The organism is Bacteroides gallinaceum, assembly GCF_030373775.1.
Taxonomy (GTDB): Bacteria; Bacteroidota; Bacteroidia; order Bacteroidales; family Bacteroidaceae; genus Phocaeicola; species Phocaeicola excrementipullorum.
This window is the reverse complement of the sequence record NZ_JAUDEN010000023.1, coordinates 11646-35391: the sequence shown is the minus strand read 5'-3', so window position 1 is coordinate 35391 and position 23746 is coordinate 11646. Positions and strand designations below refer to the sequence as shown.

The 23746-nt window shown below is 50.0% G+C and carries 19 protein-coding genes, 1 tRNA gene and 1 pseudogene; 13 read left to right on the top strand and 8 right to left on the bottom strand.

What is annotated here, in order from left to right; translation table 11 throughout:
* Positions 1-11: 11 nt before the first annotated feature.
* On the bottom strand, positions 12-1151 hold the full coding sequence (locus QUW60_RS11985) for a Gfo/Idh/MocA family protein (protein ID WP_289560754.1): 1140 nt from the start codon (positions 1149-1151) through the stop codon (positions 12-14).
* 400 nt (positions 1152-1551) lie between these two features.
* Here QUW60_RS11985 and QUW60_RS11980 point away from each other — a divergent pair, with 400 nt between their 5' ends.
* The 5 genes from QUW60_RS11980 to QUW60_RS11960 all read left to right on the top strand — a co-directional run bounded on the left by QUW60_RS11980 (position 1552) and on the right by QUW60_RS11960 (position 7416).
* Positions 1552-2139 carry a DUF3575 domain-containing protein gene (locus QUW60_RS11980; protein ID WP_258337902.1) on the top strand — a complete coding sequence of 196 codons (588 nt, stop codon included), beginning with the start codon at positions 1552-1554 and terminating at the stop codon, positions 2137-2139.
* A gap of 25 nt (positions 2140-2164) precedes the next feature.
* Positions 2165-3631 (top strand): DUF3868 domain-containing protein, encoded by a 1467-nt coding sequence (locus QUW60_RS11975; RefSeq protein WP_289560752.1) that lies wholly within the window; start codon positions 2165-2167, stop codon positions 3629-3631.
* Between the two features lies 1 nt (position 3632).
* Entirely contained in the window at positions 3633-4733 is a 1101-nt protein-coding gene (locus QUW60_RS11970) for a hypothetical protein (RefSeq protein ID WP_289560750.1), read from the top strand.
* Between the two features lie 52 nt (positions 4734-4785).
* Positions 4786-6336 (top strand): hypothetical protein, encoded by a 1551-nt coding sequence (locus tag QUW60_RS11965; protein WP_289560748.1) that lies wholly within the window; start codon positions 4786-4788, stop codon positions 6334-6336.
* A 63-nt stretch (positions 6337-6399) separates the two neighbouring features.
* Entirely contained in the window at positions 6400-7416 is a 1017-nt protein-coding gene (locus QUW60_RS11960; protein WP_289560747.1) for a FimB/Mfa2 family fimbrial subunit, read from the top strand.
* A 448-nt stretch (positions 7417-7864) separates the two neighbouring features.
* Here QUW60_RS11960 and QUW60_RS11955 read toward each other — a convergent pair.
* A pseudogene (locus QUW60_RS11955) lies at positions 7865-8713 on the bottom strand (glycoside hydrolase family 3 C-terminal domain-containing protein); the annotation flags it as partial.
* A gap of 445 nt (positions 8714-9158) precedes the next feature.
* On the opposite strand from QUW60_RS11955, the gene QUW60_RS11950 reads away from it, so the two are divergent.
* The 5 genes from QUW60_RS11950 to QUW60_RS11930 all read left to right on the top strand — a co-directional run bounded on the left by QUW60_RS11950 (position 9159) and on the right by QUW60_RS11930 (position 15365).
* Positions 9159-9980 (top strand): alpha/beta hydrolase, encoded by an 822-nt coding sequence (locus QUW60_RS11950; protein ID WP_289560745.1) that lies wholly within the window; start codon positions 9159-9161, stop codon positions 9978-9980.
* 235 nt (positions 9981-10215) lie between these two features.
* Positions 10216-10827, top strand: a complete 612-nt coding sequence (locus QUW60_RS11945; RefSeq protein WP_258337882.1) for a TetR/AcrR family transcriptional regulator — start codon at positions 10216-10218, stop codon at positions 10825-10827.
* Positions 10828-10983: 156 nt separating this feature from the next.
* Positions 10984-11805, top strand: a complete 822-nt coding sequence (locus QUW60_RS11940; RefSeq protein ID WP_289560742.1) for a class I SAM-dependent methyltransferase — start codon at positions 10984-10986, stop codon at positions 11803-11805.
* Between the two features lie 6 nt (positions 11806-11811).
* Positions 11812-13638, top strand: a complete 1827-nt coding sequence (locus QUW60_RS11935) for an ABC transporter ATP-binding protein (RefSeq protein ID WP_289560740.1) — start codon at positions 11812-11814, stop codon at positions 13636-13638.
* The gene (locus tag QUW60_RS11930; RefSeq protein WP_289560737.1) at positions 13635-15365 is read left to right on the top strand and encodes an ABC transporter ATP-binding protein; all 1731 of its coding nucleotides are present in this window, start codon (positions 13635-13637) and stop codon (positions 15363-15365) included. The genes QUW60_RS11935 and QUW60_RS11930 overlap by 4 nt, the downstream gene beginning before the upstream one ends.
* A gap of 285 nt (positions 15366-15650) precedes the next feature.
* On the opposite strand, the gene QUW60_RS11925 is transcribed toward QUW60_RS11930, so the two are convergent.
* From QUW60_RS11925 to QUW60_RS11900, 6 genes are all read right to left on the bottom strand, one after another.
* Positions 15651-15735, bottom strand: a tRNA-Ser gene (locus tag QUW60_RS11925).
* 96 nt (positions 15736-15831) lie between these two features.
* Positions 15832-16299, bottom strand: coding sequence for a hypothetical protein (locus tag QUW60_RS11920; RefSeq protein WP_289560736.1), 468 nt, complete (start codon positions 16297-16299; stop codon positions 15832-15834).
* Positions 16300-16312: 13 nt separating this feature from the next.
* Positions 16313-16687: a hypothetical protein gene (locus QUW60_RS11915; RefSeq protein ID WP_258337877.1), complete on the bottom strand. Its 375-nt coding sequence runs from the start codon at positions 16685-16687 to the stop codon at positions 16313-16315.
* A gap of 45 nt (positions 16688-16732) precedes the next feature.
* Complete coding sequence (locus QUW60_RS11910) at positions 16733-17284, bottom strand: RNA polymerase sigma factor (RefSeq protein WP_258337876.1); 552 nt, start codon at positions 17282-17284, stop codon at positions 16733-16735.
* 75 nt (positions 17285-17359) lie between these two features.
* On the bottom strand, positions 17360-18274 hold the full coding sequence (locus QUW60_RS11905; RefSeq protein WP_258337875.1) for a ribonuclease Z: 915 nt from the start codon (positions 18272-18274) through the stop codon (positions 17360-17362).
* A gap of 40 nt (positions 18275-18314) precedes the next feature.
* A complete protein-coding gene (locus tag QUW60_RS11900; protein ID WP_289560731.1) occupies positions 18315-19805 on the bottom strand; it encodes a butyryl-CoA:acetate CoA transferase in 1491 nt (496 codons plus the stop codon).
* Positions 19806-20316: 511 nt separating this feature from the next.
* On the opposite strand from QUW60_RS11900, the gene QUW60_RS11895 reads away from it, so the two are divergent.
* From QUW60_RS11895 to QUW60_RS11885, 3 genes are read left to right on the top strand one after another with little or no spacing between them, the layout of a single operon-like run.
* Positions 20317-21837, top strand: a complete 1521-nt coding sequence (locus QUW60_RS11895) for a 4Fe-4S binding protein (RefSeq protein ID WP_289560729.1) — start codon at positions 20317-20319, stop codon at positions 21835-21837.
* A gap of 32 nt (positions 21838-21869) precedes the next feature.
* Positions 21870-23264, top strand: coding sequence for an aldo/keto reductase (locus QUW60_RS11890; protein ID WP_289560727.1), 1395 nt, complete (start codon positions 21870-21872; stop codon positions 23262-23264).
* Entirely contained in the window at positions 23261-23692 is a 432-nt protein-coding gene (locus tag QUW60_RS11885) for a DUF1893 domain-containing protein (protein WP_258337871.1), read from the top strand. Before QUW60_RS11890 ends, QUW60_RS11885 begins: the two co-directional genes overlap by 4 nt.
* Positions 23693-23746 lie beyond the last annotated feature (54 nt).

Genomic DNA, 23746 nt, shown 5'->3' with positions numbered 1-23746 from the left:
CTGGCGGGAATCTATCCGAGCTTTATTATGCGCTTTTCTTTAATCGATGATTTTGATAGCGGAGTTACGGATGTCCATGAGGCCAGATCGTTGAGATTGACGGGGTATACGCCTGTCCCCTTCATGTCTTCTGCCAGCATTTTCAGCATTATATAATCCATGCCTCTGTGGTGTTCATCTATTTTAATTGCTTCTTTTCCCCATTTCTTCCATGAAACGTGCTCGAACTCGTCAATATATCTGCCGTCATCCTCCCATGTTTCATAAGGAGAAACATTCTCTATGTATATTTTTCGGAACTCGCCTCTCCATATGCCTTTGCTTCCTTGCACTTCGATGTCCAGGCTTCTGGGGCGGGGGAGTGTCGTATCGTGAGTCAGCGTAACGAGGGTACCTTTCTCTGTAAGCATTTGCGTTATAATGATATCTCCCATGGTTATTGCCGGATGCTCACTCCCTCCATGGCAGCTGATGTATTCGGCTATGCCATGCGAGCTGGAAGCAAACGATGCCAGTTCAACAATTCTGTCTGTTCTGCCTATTCCGGAGAACAGACATATCGGAGCCAATCCGTGCGTGGGGTATATATCTCCGTTCTCTTTCTGATAGAATTTGCTTCTCCAGACTCCTTCCGCATTGGAGCCTTTGCCTATTTCTCCCTTTTCACTGATAAGTATTTTCCTGAGGTCGTGCCTGTAGCCGCCTTTTACGGCTACAATCTTTCCCAGCAAACCGGCGTTTATCAAATTGAGCATCGACATGTGCTCTCTCATGAATATGGTGTTCTCCAGGGGATAAACCGTTCTTTTCTTTTCGAGGGCGGCGCTGAGCAGTGACTTGTATTCGTCTATATACAGTCCTCCCTTTATCTCTAAAGCCACGTGGCAGCCATTCAACACGGCAAACAAAGCCTGTTCGACGTGATGCTCCCATGGAGAAGCGATGATGACAAGTTCCGGAGCGCACTGCAATATCATATTTTTGTAATCGTCTTTGCCGTTTGAGAAAGAAGGGTATTTCCTCCTTGTTTCCTCGTCAATGCAAGGATCGGAAACCGATACTATATTAAAATCATCTATAGATGACAAAAGAGTCAGCAATCTTTTTCCTCTATAACCCAAACCTATTATGCTGGTTCTAATGGCTGCCATATGAATTTAAATTAAGAGCCTGTTTTTAAAGATTAAAGTATGAAACAAAAAGGGCGTTTTTCCTTTCCGCGAACTGATCATCTTTGGCTGCATTATGCATCCGTCGGGTCTGGAAGAAACACAGCGGCAAGTTATCAAGAAATTCTTTAACGTGCAAGCGGGAGCACGATTTTATAAGTTGTAAATCCATGCGCGGCATTGCGCCGTGGAAAGGCCTGATTGGGGGAAAAATCCGGGATTTGTGCCGTTTTGCGTGGTGTATTTGAGTATTTGTACATTTGAGTAAAAAGGCTTTATTCTGAATATCAATAAGTTGTCTGATAGATCATGTACATCACGAGAAAGTGGGCGGATTCATCCCTGGTGTTAATTTTGCGCCAAAATAATTATGTTGTGATATATGATAAAAAAGTATTTCTTAAGATTTACGTTGTCGGGAGTTATTTTGATGCTGGCACCTTCCTTGTCGGCTCAGAACCTGGCCGTGAAGACCAACTTGCTTTACGATGCTACGGCTACCATTAATGCCGGATTTGAAACGGGGCTCAGTCCCAAATGGACGCTTGACGTTTCGGGCAATTATAATGGATGGAACATGAGCAGTTGCGGGTGTCGTAAATGGAAGCACTGGATGGTGCAGCCTGAGGCCCGGTATTGGTTCTGCGAACGTTTCAACGGTCATTTCCTGGCTATGCATGCATTGGGAGGGCAATACAATCTCGCTAAAGTACATTTGCCTTTCGGGCTTTATCCGGGACTCCGCAACAACCGTTACGAAGGCTGGTATGCCGGAGCGGGCGTGGGCTATGGTTATCAGTGGGTGCTTAACAAACGCTGGAACCTGGAAGCGGAAATCGGAGTAGGGTACGTTTATACGGACTATAAAACCTATCGTTGCTCTCAATGTCCCAAGCGGACGGATAAAGGGCACAAAAACTATCTGGGCCCTACAAAAGCAGCCCTGACACTCGTATATGTCATTAATTGATTTATCTAAAGAATAAGAAATACCTATGACAAATAGAATTATATTATCCGGAATCTTATGGATAACGGCACTGGTCGCTGCCGCGCAGGTTTCTTATCTTGACCGCATAACGGTGGAAACAAAGGCGGTCAGGAAGGTTGATGATAACGTAACGGTAGATTTGCTCTGGCAGTTTGCCGGACTGAAGGTGAACACCCAGAATCAGGCAAAGTTTACGCCCGTATTGGTTGCTGCCGACGGAACGGCAGAAGCTGAACTGCCTCCCGTGTTTGTCGAAGGCCGTGTGCGCAGGTGGGTGAACGAACGCCGTGAACTGTCTGCCGACTGGCTGCCGCGCAACGGAGAAGTGGTCCGTCGGCATAAAGGAAAATACATGCCGTTGGAATACCATGCCGAAATTCCATGGGAGCGTTGGATGTATGGCGCGCGCATCGAAATACGTGAATACGTGACGGGCTGTGCTAACTGTCTGAACGGATATGCCGCGACTACCGTGGTGCCTTCTGTATTGCCCTATCGCATTCCTGATGCATCCGCATTCCGCTTCGCCTCTTTGGTTACACCGGAGGAAGAGGATGTGAAAATGCGCTCCATCACTTTCCGCGGACGTTTCCAGTTCCGTCTTGACAAGTATGATATAGATCCTGCTTATAAAGACAATTACAAGAAACTTGAAGAGGCGCGCGAGAAGATTGATGAAGTGGCTTCCAATCCCGACTTGAGCATCATGAGCATTGAAGTGGGGGGATATACCTCGCCTGAAGCTACTGTCGCTTATAATGAACGTTTGGCACGCAATCGTTCGACGAGTCTTGTCAACTACATGAAGAAGCGTTTCCCGCAAGTGCCTGCCCAGAAGTGGTTTGCTTCTTGGCCTAATGAAGACTGGGGCGGATTGCGCGAGGCTGTAGAGAAAGACACTTTGCTTCTCGGGCGCGAACAGATACTGGATGTCATCGGCAAATATCCGGACAATCTTGACCTGCGCGAACAGAAGTTGAAGGAGCTGCGTCCTGCCACCATTTATGAAACGCTCTACCGCAAGCATTACCCGTATTTGCGCCACAACGATTACATCATCCGTTTTGCTGTGCGTTCTTTTACGGTTGAGGAAGCGAGAGCACAGCTCTTGAAGCAGCCGGAACATTTGAGTGCGGCCGAGATCTATCGCGTGGCAATGAGCTATCCGGAAAACTCTCCGGAAAGGATTGAGGCATTCCAGACTGCTGTGCGCCTTTATCCTTCTGACGACAAGGCTTTGCAGAACCTTGCTGTAGCATATCTGCAAGCGGGAGATCCGCTTAAGGCGCTTGCTCTGCTCGACGGAAAGGCACATACGGCTTCCTTGCAGAATATCGTAGGCGTTGCCTTTATCCATGCAAAGCGGTACGAAGAAGCGCGCCTGTGGTTTGAAAAGGCTGCTGGTGCAGGTGCGTCTGATGCATGTGCGAACTTGCAGTTGCTGAACGAATGGTTATCACATACCCGATGAAATGAGATACCGCAGTCTACAATATAGTATACGCATGGTCGTGGCGGCATGGGCAGCTCTGTCTGTTGTGGCTTGCAGCAGCATGGATGCCCTTGAATCCGCTGGCCCAGGGACGGACTTGATCGTCTGCTTTACAGGCGCTGAACGTCTGGACCGGATGTCTGGCGCTTTTACACGGGAGTCTGATGGAGGAGGTATTCCTTTAGAATACCGTCAGGTGAGCATTGAGTTGACTGACGCACACGGGGTGCGGACCTTCTCTACCATAGACGGTACGCTTCCGTCATCGGATATTCTGACATTGCCGGACAATCTCTCGCCGGAAGAAATGCTCGATGAGGGGTTTCGGATTACAGGTGTAGACAATCCTCAGAAACTGACAGTATCCATTAATGGAGGGGTAGAAGCTCCTATGAGCCTCACCTCCACACTGGTGAACGCAGGACTTGCCGTTCCGCTTTATGCTGAGGTCACCCGTTTCGACTATACCGAAGACAACGACGGGCATCCCGTATGTGTGCTGATGGTGACGCCGAAGCATCGCATGGCACGGCTTGAATTTGCCGGAGTGAGCATTGAGGGCACAAATCCTTCTTATACCGGCCTGGTATTGCAGGGAGCGTTTCTGAACAATGTGTTGCCGGCCGAACAGCCTGCCGTTCCCTTGCATTTCGACGGGTGGAACGAAGGGATGCTTACCGGTTTGCCTATGTCTGGCGGTGCGGCGGATCATTCAACAGGTTTTGCGTTTAATATTTTTCCGACTTATACGCAGACTCCCGAAGGATGGGCTGCGGATGTTGTGGAACGATGGAGGCAGAAAGAGGGTGCTGTAAGCCGTTGGGTACCTTCTTTGACGCTTGTGTTCAAGGCCAAGCGAACGGATACCGGCAAAGAGCAGATGCTTTATGCAGTGGTAACCAGCTATACCGAGCGTAACGGAGAACTGATTGACATGTTTGAGCCGGGATGCATTTACCGTTTCGGAACAGTTACGGTGGATGTTGCAAAGAATCTGCTGGTGCGGGTCGAACCGGTTTTGTCCGGGGGGTCGCGCGGTGTTGCGTTATCCGGAACTGACTTATGGATATGCAGGCGGTAACGGCGCATATTGATTATATAAACCAACCAAATATTAACTTAAAAGAACATTTATGAACTTGAAATCGAACAAATTTCTTACATTAGGAGTAGTTGCGCTTCTGTTGGGAGCGTGTCAGAAAAATGAAATGCAGCTTCAGGACGGTGATGTACTGTCGGGTGCCGGAACCCGGATGATGGTATATTTCGGAAATCCGGTGGGCGGCGCTTCACGCGGCGATGTCTTGGCGGATAAAACGCCCGGGAAAGTCGGTGAGAATGTTATGGAGGTGACATACAATAAGGTAGAGTTTACATTGATTGACCAGGACGGGGGACGTGAACGCACGATAACGTTGCAAAACGGTGAGGCGGACAAGGCGAAATTACCCTTAGGCTCTACAGTTGCTGATGCAGATGCGTTAACTGGCCAGATTAACGGAAAAGAGGGGGTCGTATTCGAGGATGTTATTGATCCCAAGAAACTCACCGTGTCTATCAATGACGGAAAAGCTGCACCTATGGTGTTGACCGCTGAGCGTGTTACTTCCGGCTATGCTGAACCCCTTTACGCCGAAACTACTGATTTCTCTAAAATAAGTACTGACGGTTCAAAGATAACTGTGGTGCTAAGTCCGGAACACCGCATGGCGCGTTTGGAATTTAGTGATATAAGTTTTAAAAACTATGATTGCGGATCTGACTACGAAGCAGCGGAAGCTAGAGTAATGTCAAGAAAGGAAGAGGGAGGCGATGATTATACCGGATTGGCAAGTTATTGCGATGGTGATTTCTATTTAACTTATACCAACCTTACCCTGAAAGGAATATTTCTGAATAACTTGTTGCTTGAAGAGGGACGGGAAGTGCCGGTGCATTACGATGGATGGACAGAGGAGAGCGGAAACAACTCGGTTGATCCCGGAAAGGTGAAAGCCTCAGCGCCGATATATGTGAATAAATCCTATGAGTATAAATACGAAACAGGAGAAAATGGACTGAAAGGTTCGTCTTACAACCTGAAGAACAATGCACAATACACATTCAGCAATGCTGAAACGTATGGTGCCGACGGATTGAAAATATCCTTCAATGAACCGAACCTGCCGGGTTATATTCCGTATTGGGACGAGAGCAACACTGAATGGGCAAGTACTCAGCAAGATAAGGGCAAAGCATATACCTTTAACATTTTCCCCAGTTATAAGGAAACGGATGAAAGCTATAAGAAATGGGATGCCGACGTACAGGCACGCTATTCGAAGGATGCGGATAACGTCAGCCGGTGGGTCCCCAATCTGACTTTCGTGTTCTACGATGCTTCCTATGCCAAGAATTATGACGAAGCTTCGTCCAATGAGGACGAAGACAACCACATTCTTCCTGAGGGTAAGGAAGTAGGACATCAGGTCTTTGCCGTGGTAACAAAATATATCGACAATGCTACCGGAAGCAAGATTGACAGCTTCAAACCCGGCTATATTTATCGCTTTACCGGAATGACGATTGATACAAAGAAACATATCGGTACGGATGTAGACGGTCCTCAGAAAGTTGGACTGATCGCCTATGTGAAAGTATTGAAGTGGTCGATTGTGGATGGAACGGTATCTTTTGCCGAATAAGCCTTGCCAGGTCTGTTAAGTGATTTTTCATACAGCTGATAAAAAACAAACCGAAACCGCACAATGAACAAATCTTTCTTTGCGCTATGGACAAAATTCCTTCCGGTCGTTATTGGACTTCTTCTGACGGGGGCTGTTGCAAGCTGCGTATATGACGATAAAGCGGCAGACTGCGACAATGTGATACTTCGGTTTATATATTATGCCGACGGAGAAGAAAATGTCATTCAGGACTACCTGCATGGCATAGATGTCTATATTTTCGACGGGAAGGGCAAACTGGCAGCCAAAGCTCACCTGACGGAACAGGAGATACGAGCCGGTATGCCTCTGGAGTTGGACTTGCCCGACGGGATTTACCATGCAGTGGCTTTCGGAAATGACTTTGACAATACTTCGCTTGAGAATGTACTCACTCCCGTCGATCTTGAACGTATCTCGATGTATAATCCGAACAGTGAGAAGCAGACAAACGACCGCAATTATTTTGGAAAGCACACTTTTGAAGTGACTTCGAGTGAGGAATATTTCCGTCCGGTAGTGGAGGAGACTGTGGAAATGAAAAGCGCGCACACCGAGTTGCGTATAGGAGTGAAGGGGCTGCCCGGGCCGGAGAATCCGGAGCGGATGCCTTACTATATAGAACTCTCCGGAGCTGTTCCTGCCATGGATATCAATGGGAATCCCACAGGCAGCGGGACAAACGACTATCGGCCAGTGCTGCGATGGAACCCGAATACGGGCACTTACATTTCCGAACTCTCTTTCTTCCGCCGAAACGGACATGGTGAAGACGGGCGGAATCCCGAAGCCGAGCTTGAGCAGACTACGCGGAATATATATGTCCGTGTATATGCTGCGGACGGCACACCGATGACTGAACCCATTTCGTTGTGGGAGTTTTTGAAGAGGAATCTGTCCGGAAAGGAAATCCGTGAAGTGGGTGCGCTGCAAGAGCAGCAGCTCGATATGCGAATAGAGTTTTCCTCGCCTGATGAAAAGAACCCGGAAATGCTCACCTATGTGGTGCTTCTTAAATGGAGCATTACGGACGGAAGCATCGGGTTCGGTGATGATTGAGAAAGTAAAGATGTATCAGGAAGACTCGCGAGGGTTGGCAACTTGTTTGCCGGCCCTCGTTTTTTCTATTCATCCGGCATAAGTGTGCAGCCTTCCAACGCGCAGGCCTACAGGCAGAGCAAGCGAATGAATGTTTCTGTCGGGCTGTCAGACAACTGCAAACGGGGAAGTGTTCTGTTCGGACAGAAGAGTGGCGTGGAAGAACTTAAACGTACAGATCATGACGGGCTTTGGGGCAGGACTTGAGGAATAGCGTAAAAATATTATCAGCCTCTTTTTTGTATCCGTTTCCGGTCTGCTTTCCTGTTTCTCTTTGTCAGACATTTGCTGTCCTTCTCATAAAAACAGGAAAGCATACTCGAAAACAATGCCCAAACTAAAGCCGAGCAAAATTTAAACGACGGCTCTTAACGGGTGAAGATAAATAGTCTGGTATTTTAAGCCTTCGCTAATCTAAAAGAGATTCATCCTCTAAGATAAAAGATACTTTTGTTTTAATGTCAGTTGCCGAAGCAGCGATGATAGCTTCAAACTTTCCAGGTTCGGCTATCCATGCGTGACGTTTGTCATCGAAGAAACTTAGTGCTTTTTCATCGATAGTAAATGTCACTTCCCGGGTTTCGCCAGGTGTCAGTTTGACTTTGTAGAATCCTTTCAACTCTTTTACAGGACGGGGAAGAGAGGACTTCTCATCCCGTATGTACAACTGCACTACTTCCGCACCTTCACGTTTGCCGGTGTTGGTTATCGGAACAGTGACAGTCAGCGTTTCTCCGGCCTTCATCTCTTTTTTGTTTACTTTTGCCTTTCCGTACTTAAAGGTGGTATAGCTCATTCCGTGTCCGAAAGGGAAAAGCGGCTTGGTCTTTTCTTTGTCCGTCCAGCGGTAGCCTACGAAAATGCTTTCATTGTATTTTTCGTCCCAGATGCCGCTTTCGTCCATACGTTTCACACCCGGATATTCTCCCAACTTGTGTGCGCCTACGTCTTCCAGTGATGCCGGAAAAGTAAAAGGCAGTTTGCCTGACGGATTTATTTCGCCTGTCAATATGGAGGCGAGGGAATTGCCGGCTTCCGAGCCTAAGAACCAAGCCTGAATGATGGCAGGAACTTCATCTTTCCACGGCATGGCGACAGCATTGCCCGAGACATTGACTACAATAAGGTTCGGATTGGCTTTCGCCAGCGCCATGATAACCTCGTCTTGTCCGTAGGAAAGATTCAGCGCTTTGCGGTCGGCATCTTCGCAATCTTGTCCAGCACTTTTGTTTAATCCTCCGATAAAAATGACGTAATTGTTACACTGTCCCGGCGAATGCTGTTGCTTCGTTCAAATGGTAAAGCCCTTTCAAGATATCATTCGCTAATGGGCTTTTAGTTGGAGCCAAATCAACTTTGCGTTTGCAGTTACAGTAAATCTGACAGGGTATCTGTTGAAAATTGAGTGATGTTCAGGTGTAGACGGATACCCTGTTTCAATATGCACATGCCAATGGCGAGAATCTATATGTCAGTATCTTGAAGGATGATGCTAACAAATGCGGCTGAAATCTTTTGTTCATATAAAGTTTTCAGTAATTTTGGCAATGGTATGCAATATGTCCTGAAATTACGGGTTTGATTACAGCAATCACCTCTATTGGATGGGGCTGCTTTTAATATGATTTCCCGGCGTGCTATTGTTATGGGCATTGACTGTTGTTTTATCAGTTTCAGTATCGGAATGAGTAAATAGTAAATAAATGAAAAGGGTAATATTGATTATGATGGCAATGCTGGTATGCGGCATCGCCTTTGCTGAAGAGTTAAAGTATGCTGCTGTGTATGATATTCCTTATAGAAAAATGGAAAACGCATATGCGTCTGAACGTTGTAAGTTGGATATTTACTATCCGGAAGATACGACGGGGTGTCCGGTTGTTGTATGGTTTCACGGTGGCGGACTGACACAAGGAAGCAAGTCATTTCCTTGGAAACTGAAAGAGAAGCAGATGGTGCTGGTGGCGGTCAACTACCGTTTGTTGCCTGAAGTAGAGATTGGAGAGTGCATTGATGATGCAGCAGCTGCCGTGGCATGGGTATTCCGCGAGATTGGGAAATATGGAGGAGATAAGAAGAAGATTTTCATATCGGGACATTCGGCCGGAGGCTATCTCACAGCTATGATAGGACTGGACAAGAGATGGCTCGCCGAATACGGGACTGACGCTGATAGCATTGCGGGGCTGATACCTTTCAGCGGGCAAATGATCAGTCATTTTGCGTATCGTGAAATGAAAGGTATCGGAAACTTGCAGCCGTTAATTGACGAGTATGCCCCGCTTTTCCATGTCCGTAAAGATGCGCCTCCCTTAATACTGATTACTGGTGACCGCAACATCGAACTTTTCGGACGCTATGAAGAAAATGCCTACATGTGGAGGATGATGAAGCTGACCGGACATGCAGAAACTTGCCTGTACGAGATTGACGGACATGGACATGGCTCAATGGTTGAGCCGGCTTATCACATACTGGAATATCATATAAAGAAAATTTTAGGTATGCCTGTAAGTGACAATTGATTTTATTTACGCTTGCTTGCCCAGTCGGCCTGACCTTTCTTTGCGGATATGGGGAGTTTATAAATCATTGGTCACGAAAATGAGGCAAAAAATGGGGTTGCAGAAGAGAACGTTGTTTATGCTGACTGCCTCCGCGAAGTGCCATGCAAGATAATATCCCTAGAAATAGGTATTGCCTGACAATTTCAGGCCCTGTATCTTTGCAAAACCTAAAAACAGATATTGTTTTTTATAAATGCAGGTGCTCAAGGAAGACATACGGGATCGTGTATTGGCTGTCGCCAAACAGCAGTTCGGGCAGAAAGGGTATTCTAAAACCTCTATGCGCGAAATAGCCGGACTGGCAGGGATCGGCGTAGGGAATATCTACAACTATTTCGCGAACAAAGACGAACTCTTCTGTGAAGTAGTCCGTCCGGTCTTGTATGCTTTGGAGGCCATGTTGCAGGAACATCACGGCATACGGGGTGAGGATGTCATGATGATGCGGTCGGAAAAATATCTGAAATCCTGCATCGACGAATATGTTTCACTTATGGAGAAGCATCGTCCGCTAATGGAAATTCTGCTGTTTCGTGCGCAAGGCTCTTCACTGGAACATTTCCGCGAAAACTATACCGACCGTTCTACTGAACTGGTCAAGGCATGGTTTACGTCCATGCAGCGGAAGCACCCCGAAATCAATACGGATGTATCTGATTTTATCATCCATTTGCATACGGTATGGATGTTCACCCTATTTGAGGAATTGTTGATGCATTCAGTGCCCCGACCGGAAATGGAAGCCATCTTGCACGACTATATTCTTTTTGAAATTCAAGGATGGAGGGCAATCATCAGGATATGAGAAACAGACAAAGGACATACAGGCAAACAGTCGCCGCAGGACGGCTGGCAAGGAGGAGATCTTCACGGAGGTTTCCTCCTTTTTTTATGAACATTTCTGAATATCGTTCACTATTGCGCGCCTTCTCACGTTCACCATTAAATAACAATATATACAATGAAACAGAAGCATGAATTTAAGAACGTTGTGGCAGAAACACTGCTCATCCCTCTTTATATGAGGGCGAAAGAAAGCCGTCGTGAGCATCCCATTCTGGACGACAAGGTTGCGGAACGGCTGGCGGACAGTCTGGAATACGATTACTCCCAATTCGACGGAGCAAAGCTGAGCGAAGTGGGCTGTGTGGTGCGAGGCTGGTACTTTGACTGTGCCGTGAAACGCTTCATTGACACGCATCCCCATCCGGTAGTCGTGAATGTGGGATGCGGGCTGGACACCCGTTTTCAGCGTATCGGCAACCGGAAAGCGGTTTTTTATGACATGGACTTGCCGGAAGTCATTGCGCTGCGCCGCAAACTGATACCCGAGGAACCGGGTAATGTCTGTATCGAGGCTTCCTTGCTGGAAACCGATTGGATGGACGATTTGCGTAGGAAACATCCCGATGCGGATTTTGTATTTATAGTGGAAGGCGTGCTGATGTATTTTTACGAGAAGCAGGTAAAAGCCTTTCTGCATCACGTGGCAGACCGTTTCGAGGGAGGTGAACTGTGGTTCGATGTGTGCGGCACGATGATGAGCCGGCACGGTGTGAAGCCCGATTCACTCCGAAAGCACGAGGCGCAAATCCGGTCCGGGCTGAGTGACGGACATCTGGTAGAACGATGGGAGCCGAAATTGCAACTCATCGAGCAAGCCAATTACATGAGGTTCTTCCGTCCGCGCTGGGGATTCTTCTTCGGGCAGATATTGGGGCGTATGCCCTGGCTGTGCTATAAATTCAGCTCGCTTCTCGGATATAAAGTCTTGTCAAAATAGCGTAATATGATGAAGAAGTCAAAAAAGGAAGAAGGCTTGTCCCGTCTATTCGAGATTGCGGGACAAAGGAAGGGGCTGCTTGTATTGGCAGGCTTGTTGTCTGCCGGCAGTGCGGTATGCATGCTTGTGCCTTATTGGGCTGTTTATGAGATTCTGAAAGAACTGCTGACACATGGAGGGAATCCTGCAGCTTCGGACGGAGCGGGCATGATTCGCTGGGGATGGATCGCATTTGGAGGGCTTGTCGGCGGATTGGTATTGTTATATGCCGCTCTGATGTCCTCGCATGTGGCCGCATTCCGCATTTTGTACGGGCTGCGTGTCCGTCTGTCCGAACACATCGGCAGACTTCCGTTAGGGTATCTGAACAGCACTTCCACCGGAGCCATCAAGAAAACGATGGACCAGAACATCGAAAAGATAGAAGGTTTCATCGCCCATACCATTCCGGATTTGGTGAATGTGGTGGCTACGGTTGTGGTAATGCTTGTCATCTTTTTCTCTTTGGATGTGTGGCTGACGGTTATATGTCTGGCTGTCGTGGCGATTAGCTTATTTCTTCAGTTCTCCAATTTTATGGGGAAAAGGGCGAGAGCGTTCATGGCCATTTATTATGATGCGCAGGAAAAGATGAGCGCATCTGCCGTGCAATATGTACGCGGAATGCCCATAGTCAAGATTTTCGGGCAAAGCGTCCGTTCGTTCCGTCAGTTCAATACCGAGATTCAGGCATACAAGACATTCGCCTTGAAGTGCTGTGACACCTATCAGAACGGCATGATAGCGTTTACCGTCCTGCTCAATTCGATGGTGACATTTATACTCCCGATGGGCATCTTGCTAATGCAAGCCAGTCCGCAATCCTTGTCATTGGCAGTAGTATGGCTGTTTTTCATCATCATGGGTCCGGGTATGGCTTCTCCCGTCTATAAACTAACATTCTTGGGAGGCAACACGCGCGACATCGATGAGGGTGTAAAACGCATCGACCGCATCTTGGGAAAAAAGCCTGTACCGGAAGCGGAGCACCCGCAGGTGCCTACATCCTACGATGTGGAGTTCCGCCATGTATCATTCTCCTACGAAAACACGGAACAGGGCACGCGGACGGAAGCCTTGCGCGATGTCAGCTTCACGGCACCGCAAGGAGAGATAACGGCGCTTGTGGGCCCGTCGGGAAGCGGCAAGTCTACGATAGCCAATCTGATTCCCCGCTTTTGGGATGTGGAACAGGGAGAGATACGCATAGGCGGCGTGGACATCCGCCAGATAGCCACGGAGAAGCTGATGGACATGGTGTCTTTCGTTTTCCAGGACACGTTCCTGTTTTATGACACGCTCTATGAGAACATTGCCGTCGGCTCTCCTGATGCAACCAAAGAAGAGGTGGTAGCCGCCGCTAAAGCCGCCCAATGCCACGGTTTCATAGGACGTTTGCCGCAGGGCTACGAAACACGGATAGGTGACAAAGGCGTGTTCCTGTCGGGTGGCGAAGCGCAACGGATATGTGTGGCGCGCGCTATCCTAAAGAATGCCCCGATACTGGTGCTGGACGAAGCCACGGCATTTGCCGACCCGGAAAACGAGTATAAGATGCAGATGGCTTTGCAGTCACTGATAAAGGGAAAGACGGTTATCGTGATAGCGCACCGCCTCTCTTCCGTTGTTTCCGCAAGTCAGATTGTCGTCATGAAAGAAGGAAGGATTGTGCAATGCGGAAGGCATGAAGTCTTGTCTGTGGCAGACGGCACATATAAGAAGATGTGGGATGCTTATACGAGTGCTTGCCACTGGACGTTGAATAAAAAAATAAAAGAAAAAAACAGGATATGAATGCAATCAAGAACATTACAATAGGACATGTCGAACGGCTTTACAAGCCTGTGGGCTGTACCATGCTTGCCAACTTGGTCAACATCGTGCCGTTTTGCCTCTCCATCGAGGCGATACGCATCATTTTCAATGCTTTTGACGGAAGCGGACAACCGCTCGACACGACCCGTATATGGTGGATATTCGGCATTATGGTTGTTTATATGCTGGTGATGGCTTTGGCGGAACGGGCATCTTATCGCGCCAATTTCAGGGGAGCATACGAAATGAGTGCTTCGGGACGCCTGTCGCTGGCAGAACATCTGCGGAAACTGTCGTTGGGATTTTTGTCAAGGCGCGATCCCGGTGATTTGTCTTCCATGCTTATTACGGATTTCATGATGGCGGAAACCGGTATTTCGCACCACTTGCCCCAATTGATGGGTGCGGTGGTCATGCCCGTACTGGCTTTTGCCTCATTAGTCTGGACAGACTGGAGGATGGCGGTCAGCATGTTTGCCTCGCTTCCGCTTGCCATGCTTGTTCTGTGGGCAAGTACTGGCGTGCAGAGGAAGTTGAGCGGCAGGCAGATACAGGCGAAAATAAATGCAGGGAACAGACTGGAAGAATACCTGCAGGGCATCCGGGTGATGAAAGCCTACAATCTGTTGGGTGACCGTTTTGTCCGGTTGCGCGATGCGTTTGCCCAGCTTCGCCGCGCCTGCATCCGTCAGGAGGCTCTGTTGGGGCCGTTCGTCTTGTTGAGCATTACCCTGGTACGTGCCGGGCTGACAATCATGGTCTTGTGCGGTACCTACCTTCTGCTGGGAGGAGAGCTTTCGCTGCTTGTATTCGTACTGTTCCTTGTGGTCGGCTCCCGTGTGTTCGATCCGCTGACTTCCGCTCTGACCAATTTTACGGAGTTCCGGTATTTTTCCATTGCCGGAGGGCGCATCCTTTCATTGATGAATGAGCCGGAGATGAAAGGAGAACGGAAATCCCCGGCGGCGGGCGACATTCGGTTTGAACACGTATCGTTTGCCTATCAGGACAAGGAAGTGTTGCACGATATGACCGTTACTTTTCCGAAAAATTCATTAACGGCTCTTGTAGGCCCTTCGGGAAGCGGGAAAAGCACGGTGATGAAGCTTTGCGCCCGTTTTTATGATCCACAGAAAGGGCGCATCTGCTTCAACGGCGTTCCGATGGATGAAATAGCACCCGAAAGTCTGATGAGTCATATCTCCATGGTGTTTCAAGATGTCTATCTGTTTCAAGGCACGATACGCAACAACATCCGTTTCGGCAAGACAGACGCGACGGACGAGGAAATCATTTCCGCCGCCAAGAAAGCCTGTTGCCACGATTTTATCATGCGTTTGCCGCAAGGGTATGACACGATGGTGGGCGAAGGGGGCTGTACTTTGTCCGGAGGCGAAAAACAGCGCATATCCATTGCGCGTGCCATGCTGAAAGATGCGCAAATTATTCTGCTGGACGAAGCTACAGCCTCGCTTGACCCTGAAAATGAAGTGGAGGTGCAGAAAGCCATTGACATGCTTGTCAAGGGACGTACCGTCATTGTTATTGCCCATAGGCTCAAGACCATCAAGGATGCCGACCGTATAATCGTCTTGAATAACGGAGAGATACAGGAAGAAGGAACACACGATGAACTCATCCGGAGGCAAGGGCTTTATTCTCATTTATGGGAAATACAGGAACGTATTTCTGGCTGGAAGCTATGAAACTATTGAAAAGGATAAAACCGGGCTGACTTCATTTGCGAGGTCAGCCCGGTTGTATGCCTCCTTAGAGCCATGTAGCTTTAGATTCACTTCTTCGTCCTCTATCAATCTTCCAAACAGATCAACCTTCTGCAACATCGCCAACCTCATTGAGTGTGGGCGATGTTTGATTTCATTGCAAGTGTTCTACATAGTTTCTTAAATAAGAAAAAACACCCAGTTTTACATTCTTGAGTGCAAAACTGGGTGTTTGTTTTATAATCCCTTGATTTTCAAGGTTTATTGCGGAGAGACAGGGATTCGAACCCCGGGTACCTCGCGGTACAACGGTTTTCAAGACCGCCGCAATCGACCACTCTGCCACCTCTCCAAAACTCTTTTCAGGAGTGCTTCCTTTCAAAAGCGATGCAAAGGTACGCATCTTTTTTGAATATGCAAAATGTTTTGGCAAAAAAATGATCGTTTTTTATCTCTTTTCCTTGTTTCCAGGCCTTCCTTTTTCACCGTGGTGTGCGCTTTTGAGCAGTTCGCGGTGGAAGCGCATCTCAGCTTTCTGGATGTCATAGATTTTTTTTGCGGAAAGAAACTTTTTATATTTCCTCACGTATTCCAGATCCAGCTTGTCGTTGGTGATGCGCGCCTGGATCATGTCTTCCACAATCCGGGCATATTCCGCTTCCGTTGTATTGGGATCTTTGCCCTGCCGCATATTCTGCCATGCCTCCCGATTGAGTTTTCCTTTCTTGTCCTGAAGCTCAAAGTAGAGCGGAAAGAATTTCTGGGCCTCCTCTTGAGTCAGTCCGGCACGGCGGGTAATGAATTCCTGTTGGCGGCTGCGGAATTCCTCCTTGCTCATTGGCGGCTGCTGCGCCCGCAGGTCTGGAAGAAAAAACACCGGAAACAGAATCAGAAATATAGAAAGTACTTTTTTCATTGATGTAGTTTGTTTATTTATAGATTTCAGAATCAGCATCCGTAAGATACTGGTAAAGCGTATAGTCATCCATCATGGTCTGGTTCACTATCGGGTCGATCACTTCGTCTGGAAGTTCCGAAAGATTTATGCTGGGCACATCAGCCGCCTGCGCGTTTTTTTCTCCTACGAACGTCCGCACCATCAGCATGATTCCGCAGAACATGGCTGCCATATACACCCATGGCCTTATGCGCATCCACAAGGTGATGTCTGGAGCTTCAACGGGAGCCTTTTCCGGAAGTTTGTCCATCAACTGCTCGGCAAAGTTCTCGAAGTATCCTTCGGGTACCTTGAACGGATTTTCCTTGCCGCACCGGTTAAGTAAGTTGGTTTCTTCCTTTTTCATGTTACATCTCTTTTATTTCTTTAGACAATTTTGTGGCGGGAAGGTTTAATCGTTCGCTTTAAAAAATTCTTCAATTTTCTTCACCGCATGGAAATAGGAGGCCTTGAGCGCCCCTATGCTGGTTCCAGCTATTTCGGCTATCTGCTCGTACTTCATTTCCTGAAAGTACTTTAGGTTGAATACGATCCGCTGCTTTTCGGGCAGAGTCATGATGGCTTTCTGGAGCATGAGCTGGGTTTTGTCCCCGTCGAAATAAGGGTCGCTTTCCAGCTTGTTGACGAGTGCCGCCTCTTCGTCGTCTATCGAGAGCTGCCTTTCCGCCCGTTGCCTGTTCAGGAAGTTGATGCATTCGTTGATGGCGATGCGGTAGAGCCAGGTTGAGAGTTTGGCTTCGCCTCTGAAGTAGTCCAGATTGTCCCAGGCCTTCATGAACGTGTTCTGGAGCAGGTCGTTTGCGTCCTCGTGCGAAAAGACCATGCGCCTTATCTGCCAGTATAGCTGTTCGCTGTAGGCGCGTACAACCTCGCCGAATGCGTCACGCCGTGTTTCGGGATCCTGCAGGCGGTATATGGTTTCTTTTTCGTTGTATTTGTTCATGCTTTGGAGTTCATACTGTCTGGTATGACATTGTTCGGGATGTCGGGTTTAAACGGGTTAGTTTTCTTTAACTGTTCAGATGGAGATGGTCAGGTTTTCGTTGGCCAGCATCGTATGGGGGAAAATGGCTTTTGCTTCTTCAAGCAGCACCTTTTCGTCTTCATACCTTGCCGAGAAATGGCCGATGACCAGCCGCTTCACCTTTGCTTCGAGGGCTATCCGTGCCGCCTGCGCCGCCGTTGAGTGCTGGGTTTTCCGTGCCCGCGCGGCATTGTCTTCTCCGAAGGTCGCTTCATGGAAAAGCAGGTCGACTCCCTCTATCTGTTCCGTGATCCGGGGGAGGTAGACCGTGTCGGAGCAGTAGGCGTATGAGCGCGGAGGGTCGGCCGGAAAGGTGAGCTTTTCGTTGGGAATCACCTTGCCGTCTGCCGTAACGTAGTCTTCCCCGTTCTTTATGCGGTTGATCATATATAGAGGGATTTCGTAGCAGTCGATCATGTCCCGCCGGATGTGGTTGGCGGTCGGCTTTTCGCGGAAGAGGAACCCGCAGGTAGGCATGCGGTGCTTCAGCGGGATGGTTTCCACGCTTGCCGACCGGTCGTCGTAGATGATTTCGCGCTTTGCCGGGTCGATGGGGTGGAAGACGACATCGAAGGGCAGTCCGTTGCAGAAGAAGGCGAGCTGCGGTTTGAGAATCCGCTCCAGCTCCGGATGCGCGTGGATGTGAAGCTGTGCCGTGCGTTCCAGCATTCCGAATGTTGAGATAAGGCCCATCAGCCCGAAGCAGTGGTCCCCGTGCAAGTGGGAGATGAAGATGTGGTTCAGCCGGTTGAACCGGAGCCGCGAGCGGCGGAGGTGTACCTGCGTTCCTTCTCCGCAGTCAATCATGAAGAGCTTTTCGCGCACGTTGACTATTTGCGAGCTGGCGTTGTGCCTGAGTGTGGGCAGGGCCGAACCGCATCCCAATATGTGTATGTCGAATTTTTCCATGGGGGACAAAGATAGGCGTTTTTTTTGATGTAGCGGGAAATCACTCGAACTTTGTGTTCCTCATGTCGCCTGTTTCCGCAAAGGCGATGTGCATCTTGAACGCGTTTTTCAGCGACATCGGCGTATGGCACGAGTGTCCTTCCGAAAGTTTCAGGTAATCCCACAGCAGTTGTCTGTAGTCGGGATGGGCGCAGTTCTCGATGATGCAGCGCGCGCGTTGCGAAGGCGATTTCCCGCGCAGGTCGGCCACGCCCTGTTCGGTTACGAGGATGCGCACGTCGTGTTCCGTACTGTCCACATGCGACACTTGGGGCACGATTGAAGAAATCAGTCCGCCTTTTGCCGTAGACGGTGTGGTGAAGATGGAAAGGAAAGCGTTGCGTGCGAAGTCGCCCGAACCTCCGATTCCGTTCATCATCTTGCATCCCGAAACATGGGTGCTGTTTACATTGCCGAAGATGTCTGCCTCGAGTGCGGTGTTTACGGCGATGATGCCCATCCGCCGGATCAGTTCCGGGTGGTTGGTGATTTCCTGCGGGCGGAGCAGCACGCGGCTGCGGAAGGTGTCGATGTCGTCGTACATCATGTCCAGGTGGTCGTCCGAAAGTGTCAGCGAGCTTCCTGCCACAAAGCGGATGCGTCCTTTTGCCATAAGGTCGATGACCGAGTTCTGGATGACTTCGGTGAACATCGAGAAGGCCGGAAGCGCGGGGTTGTCGCCCAGTGCGCCCAATACGGCGTTGGCGATGTTGCCCACACCCGACTGCAGGGGCAGGAACTCCTGCGGGATGGCTCCGCGTTTCCATTCGCTGCATAGGAATTCGGCCACGTTATGCCCGATCCGCACGGTCGTTTCGTTGAGCGGAGTGAATGCGGCTATGCGGTCGCGTTCGTTCGTGCGCACCACGCCCACCACCTTGCTCGGGTCGATTTTCACGCTTGGGGTTCCGATGCGGTCGTTCACCTTATATATAGGTATCTCGGTGCGGTGGGGAGGCATGGCCGGAACGTAGATGTCGTGCATGCCGGCGAGCTTTCCCGAATGGGCTTCGTTTAGCTCGATGATGATCTTGTCGGCCACCTGGAGCAGGGTAGGCGTGATGCCCACTGAGGTGCTGGGAATGATTTCTCCTTCGTCGGTGATGTCGGAGGCTTCTGCGATGGCCACGTTGACTTTCCCCAGAAAGCCGTAGCGCACGTCTTGGCCGATCTGCGAAAGATGAAGGTCGAAGTACTGCACTTCGCCTGCGTTGATCGAGTTGCGCATGTCTTTGTTCGATTGGAAGGGGGTGCGGAACGAAACTGCATCGGCAAGAGCCAGCGCGCTGTCCACCTGGTTTCCTGTGGCGCCTCCTGTTATCAGGCCAACCTTGAATTCTTTTCCTTCCCGGTGCATGGCTCCGGCATGTTCGGCCAGTGCGGCAGGAACGGCTTTCGGTGTTCCTACGGAAGAGAATCCTCCGATTCCTACGGTATCTCCGTGCCGGATGGATGAGGCCGCTTCCGCGGCGGATATGAACGGATATTTCATGATATAAATTAAGCTGAAAAAGTTAGTTGTTGTAAAAAGTATCGGCAAAATTAGTGTTTTTATTCCAAATTATCAATGCGGACTGATGTTTTTCTTGCTTTTTGATATGGAAGGCTTTGGCAGGCGGCGCGGAAGATGCCGGCGTGATTCATCGTTTGTGCTTTTGCCTGGCATTTTTTGAGGAGCTTTGCCTTGCGGTTTCTGGCAGAATGCCTCATCCTTGTATAAGGGGTTGAATGCCTGCGCTTTCCGTCCATCTCTGAAGCCTCGAAAAGATGACGGGACATTTTGATCAGGATGACGGGACATTTTACTTTGAATGACGGGTTATTTTACTTGCGATGACGGGTTATTTTTTCAGGCTGGTTCCGGAGGGACATTGGCGCAACGTTTCTTGTCTGTCAGTGTGTTTGTGTTTATGACTTTTTTGCAGAAATATGCGCCTTGTTTTCGCAGAATATGTTTAACTTCGCAAAGTCTAACAACGAAACACTAACAAATTTTTGTGGATATGCTAATGAAAAGACTCAGGCAGATATCGGCCGCCGTCTGTTTCACGCTCGTCACATTGCTGTTTCTTGACTTTACGGGCGCGATTCATCTCTGGCTTGGCTGGTTGGCCAAGATTCAGTTCTTTCCGGCAGTGCTTGCCCTCAATGCCGGTGTCATTGTCTTTCTTGTTTTGCTTACGCTGGTTTTCGGGCGCGTATACTGTTCGGTCATCTGTCCGCTGGGCGTGTTCCAGGATCTGGCGGCGCGTTTCGGACACCGCAGAAAGAAGCTCCCCTATGCGTTTTCCGAATCGAAAAGCTGGCTGCGCTATGGCGTGCTGGCCGTATTTCTTGTGCTGGCCGCCGTCTTTCATGCTTCGGCGTGGCTCGATCCGTATGCCATCTACGGGCGTGCGGCCAATGCCTTGCTCCAGCCTTTGTGGATGTGGGGAAACAATGTGCTGGCTTATTTCGCCGAGAGGATGAACAGCTATGCTTTTTATTCGGTGGAGGTCTGGATGAAGGGCGCGGCGGTTTTTGCCGTATCTTTTGTGATGATCCTTGCCGTGGCTGTACTGGCCTGGCGCGGCGGGCGCACTTATTGCAATGCGGTTTGTCCGGTGGGCACAGTGCTGGGGATGCTTTCCCGGTTCTCGCTCTTCCGGATAACCGTCGATACCTCCAAATGCAACGGATGTACGCTTTGCGCCCGCAACTGCAAGGCGTCCTGCATCGACGCGAAAGCCCATCGGGTAGACGCAAGCCGCTGTGTGATGTGTTTCGATTGCCTGGACAAATGCTCGCGCGGAGCCATCGGCTACCGTTTCGCTTATGGAAAGAAGGCTGTCCGTACAGAGCCTGTATCTGCCGGCCGGCAGAAGCCGGTGGCTGATGAAGGCAACGGCAGGAGGGCTTTCATTGCAGGTACGGCCGTGATGTTCGCTTCGGCGGTCAGCGCGCAGGTGGCAAAGAAGGTGGAGCCCGTTAAAATGGATGGGGGGCTGGCTGACATTATCGGCAAGAAAGAGCCGGTGCGCGCCACTCCGCTCACTCCTCCGGGTTCGGTGGGTGCGCGCCACATGCAGGCGCATTGCACCGCCTGCCAGCTTTGCGTGTCGGTCTGTCCGAACGAGGTGCTCCGCCCTTCGCGCCGGCTCGATACGTTTATGCAGCCTTATCTGTCGTACGAACGGGGCTATTGCCGTCCGGAGTGTACGAAATGTTCTGAAGTATGTCCCGCCGGCGCCATCCTGAAAATCAGCCGGGCGGACAAGTCGAGCATCCAGATCGGCCATGCGGTGTGGGTGAAAGACCGCTGCATTCCGCTCACCGACGGGCAGGAGTGCGGCAACTGTGCCCGGCATTGTCCGGCGGGAGCCATAACCATGATACCTTCTGATCCTTCCGATCCGGAGTCGCTGAAGATTCCGGCCGTGGATGCGGAGCGGTGTATCGGGTGCGGGGCGTGCGAGTATCTTTGCCCGGCACGTCCGTTGAGCGCCATCTATGTGGAAGGCCACGAAGTGCACCGGGTAATCTGATCCGGGTTGTCGGATAAAAAACAGTTTTTGCTATGGAAAAGAACGATATGTGTAAGAAAGATAAGATGAATCGCCGCAATTTCCTGAAAATCGTGGGAATCAGTACGGTGGCGGCTACGGCCGGAGTCTGCGGATGTGCTCCGAAGAAAGAAGCGGACGCTTCGGGAAACGCTGCTTCCGAGGTGCCCGAAGGCAAGATGACCTGCCGGAATTTTCCTCCTTCTCCCGACCGGGTTTCGCTGCTCGGCTATGGATGTATGCGCTGGCCGACTCTTCCTTCGCCGGCAGGCGACGGAAATGTGATTGACCAGGAGGAGGTGAACCGCCTTGTCGACTATGCCATCGGGCATGGGGTGAATTATTTTGATACGGCTCCTGTCTATGTGCAGGGGTGGTCGGAACGGTCTACGGGCATGGCCTTGAAGCGCCATCCGCGCGAGAAATACTTTATTGCCACGAAAATGTCGAATTTTGACCGGAGCGACTTCAAGTCGAGCGTGGAGATGTATCACGATTCGATGAAGCATTTGCAGGTTGACTATATCGACTATTACCTGCTCCATTCGCTGGGTTCTTCCGGCAAGAGAAGCTTCAAGGTGCGCTTCCTTGACAACGGGCTGCTCGACTATCTGTTGAAGGAGCGCGAAGCGGGGCGTATCAGGCACCTGGGCTGGTCGTTTCATGGCTCGAAAGAGGAGTTCGACTTTATCTTGTCGTTTCACGAGAAGGTGCATTGGGACTTCATCCAGATCCAGCTGAACTATTCAGACTGGAAGTATGCCACGGGCAACAACGTGAATGCCGACTACCTGTATGCCGAGATTTCCCGGCGGAACATTCCGATGGTCATCATGGAGCCTTTGCTGGGCGGCCGTCTGTCCAAGCTTCCGGAGCATATCTTTTCGCGCCTGAAAGCGCGCAATCCTGAAAGCAGCGTCGCGTCGTGGGCGTTCCGTTTTGCAGGGACTCTGCCCATGGTGCTCACGGTGCTGAGCGGAATGACGTACATGGAGCATCTTCAGGACAACATCCGCACCTATTCGCCTCTGGTTCCCCTCACCGCCGAGGAAAACCGGTTTCTGCTCGATACGGCCTTGCTGATGCGCGAGTATCCGACGGTGCCCTGCAACGACTGCAAGTATTGCATGCCTTGTCCTTACGGCATCGACATTCCGGGCGTGCTGCTGCATTACAATAAATGCGTGAATGAGGGAAACATTCCCCAAAGCCGTATGGACAAGAACTATGCCGAGGCGCGCAGGGCTTTTCTTGTGGGGTACGACCGGAGTGTTCCCAAGCTTCGCCAGGCAGACCATTGCGTGGGCTGTGGGCAATGCAATCCCCATTGTCCGCAGTCCATTGACATTCCGAAAGAGCTGAGGCGGATTGATGCGTATGCAGAAAAACTAAAGCAGGAAACATTATGAGAGAAGATTTGATCAGGCTGCTGCACGACGGAAACTATTCGTGTGTGGTGAGCAAAGACGGCGAAATCCGCACATTCACGCGGAGGGGAGTGGTTGACCTTTTCGAGCTTTACCGTTCGGATCCGGATTTTATGCGGGGAGCGAAGGTTGCCGACAAGGTGATCGGCAAGGGAGCCGCGGCTATGCTGGCTCTGGGAGGAGTTTCGGAGGTGTGGACCGATGTCATCAGCGAGCCGGCTTGCGAACTGCTGGAGAAGTGCGGCGTTGAACTGAGCTATGACGAGAAGGTTCCCTTCATCATCAACCGCACCCGTACCGGGCGCTGTCCGCTGGAAACCGTTTGCGACGTGTCGGACAATCCGGAAGTGCTTTATCCTGTCATCTGCGATTTCGTGAAGAAGATGCAGGAAAAGCCTTCGGCTGGATAATGGTCTTTGCGCCCGAATTTTGCAGGGAAAATTTTGTTCGTATTCAATAAAAGC

What these genes read in the sequence shown, in the direction of transcription:
- QUW60_RS11985 (WP_289560754.1), bottom strand. Translation starts at nt 1,151, where the DNA reads ATGGCAGCCATTAGAACCAGCATAATAGGTTTGGGTTATAGAGGAAAA.
- QUW60_RS11980 (WP_258337902.1), top strand. Translation starts at nt 1,552, where the DNA reads ATGATAAAAAAGTATTTCTTAAGATTTACGTTGTCGGGAGTTATTTTG.
- QUW60_RS11975 (WP_289560752.1), top strand. Translation starts at nt 2,165, where the DNA reads ATGACAAATAGAATTATATTATCCGGAATCTTATGGATAACGGCACTG.
- QUW60_RS11970 (WP_289560750.1), top strand. Translation starts at nt 3,633, where the DNA reads ATGAGATACCGCAGTCTACAATATAGTATACGCATGGTCGTGGCGGCA.
- QUW60_RS11965 (WP_289560748.1), top strand. Translation starts at nt 4,786, where the DNA reads ATGAACTTGAAATCGAACAAATTTCTTACATTAGGAGTAGTTGCGCTT.
- QUW60_RS11960 (WP_289560747.1), top strand. Translation starts at nt 6,400, where the DNA reads ATGAACAAATCTTTCTTTGCGCTATGGACAAAATTCCTTCCGGTCGTT.
- QUW60_RS11950 (WP_289560745.1), top strand. Translation starts at nt 9,159, where the DNA reads ATGAAAAGGGTAATATTGATTATGATGGCAATGCTGGTATGCGGCATC.
- QUW60_RS11945 (WP_258337882.1), top strand. Translation starts at nt 10,216, where the DNA reads ATGCAGGTGCTCAAGGAAGACATACGGGATCGTGTATTGGCTGTCGCC.
- QUW60_RS11940 (WP_289560742.1), top strand. Translation starts at nt 10,984, where the DNA reads ATGAAACAGAAGCATGAATTTAAGAACGTTGTGGCAGAAACACTGCTC.
- QUW60_RS11935 (WP_289560740.1), top strand. Translation starts at nt 11,812, where the DNA reads ATGATGAAGAAGTCAAAAAAGGAAGAAGGCTTGTCCCGTCTATTCGAG.
- QUW60_RS11930 (WP_289560737.1), top strand. Translation starts at nt 13,635, where the DNA reads ATGAATGCAATCAAGAACATTACAATAGGACATGTCGAACGGCTTTAC.
- QUW60_RS11920 (WP_289560736.1), bottom strand. Translation starts at nt 16,299, where the DNA reads ATGAAAAAAGTACTTTCTATATTTCTGATTCTGTTTCCGGTGTTTTTT.
- QUW60_RS11915 (WP_258337877.1), bottom strand. Translation starts at nt 16,687, where the DNA reads ATGAAAAAGGAAGAAACCAACTTACTTAACCGGTGCGGCAAGGAAAAT.
- QUW60_RS11910 (WP_258337876.1), bottom strand. Translation starts at nt 17,284, where the DNA reads ATGAACAAATACAACGAAAAAGAAACCATATACCGCCTGCAGGATCCC.
- QUW60_RS11905 (WP_258337875.1), bottom strand. Translation starts at nt 18,274, where the DNA reads ATGGAAAAATTCGACATACACATATTGGGATGCGGTTCGGCCCTGCCC.
- QUW60_RS11900 (WP_289560731.1), bottom strand. Translation starts at nt 19,805, where the DNA reads ATGAAATATCCGTTCATATCCGCCGCGGAAGCGGCCTCATCCATCCGG.
- QUW60_RS11895 (WP_289560729.1), top strand. Translation starts at nt 20,317, where the DNA reads ATGCTAATGAAAAGACTCAGGCAGATATCGGCCGCCGTCTGTTTCACG.
- QUW60_RS11890 (WP_289560727.1), top strand. Translation starts at nt 21,870, where the DNA reads ATGGAAAAGAACGATATGTGTAAGAAAGATAAGATGAATCGCCGCAAT.
- QUW60_RS11885 (WP_258337871.1), top strand. Translation starts at nt 23,261, where the DNA reads ATGAGAGAAGATTTGATCAGGCTGCTGCACGACGGAAACTATTCGTGT.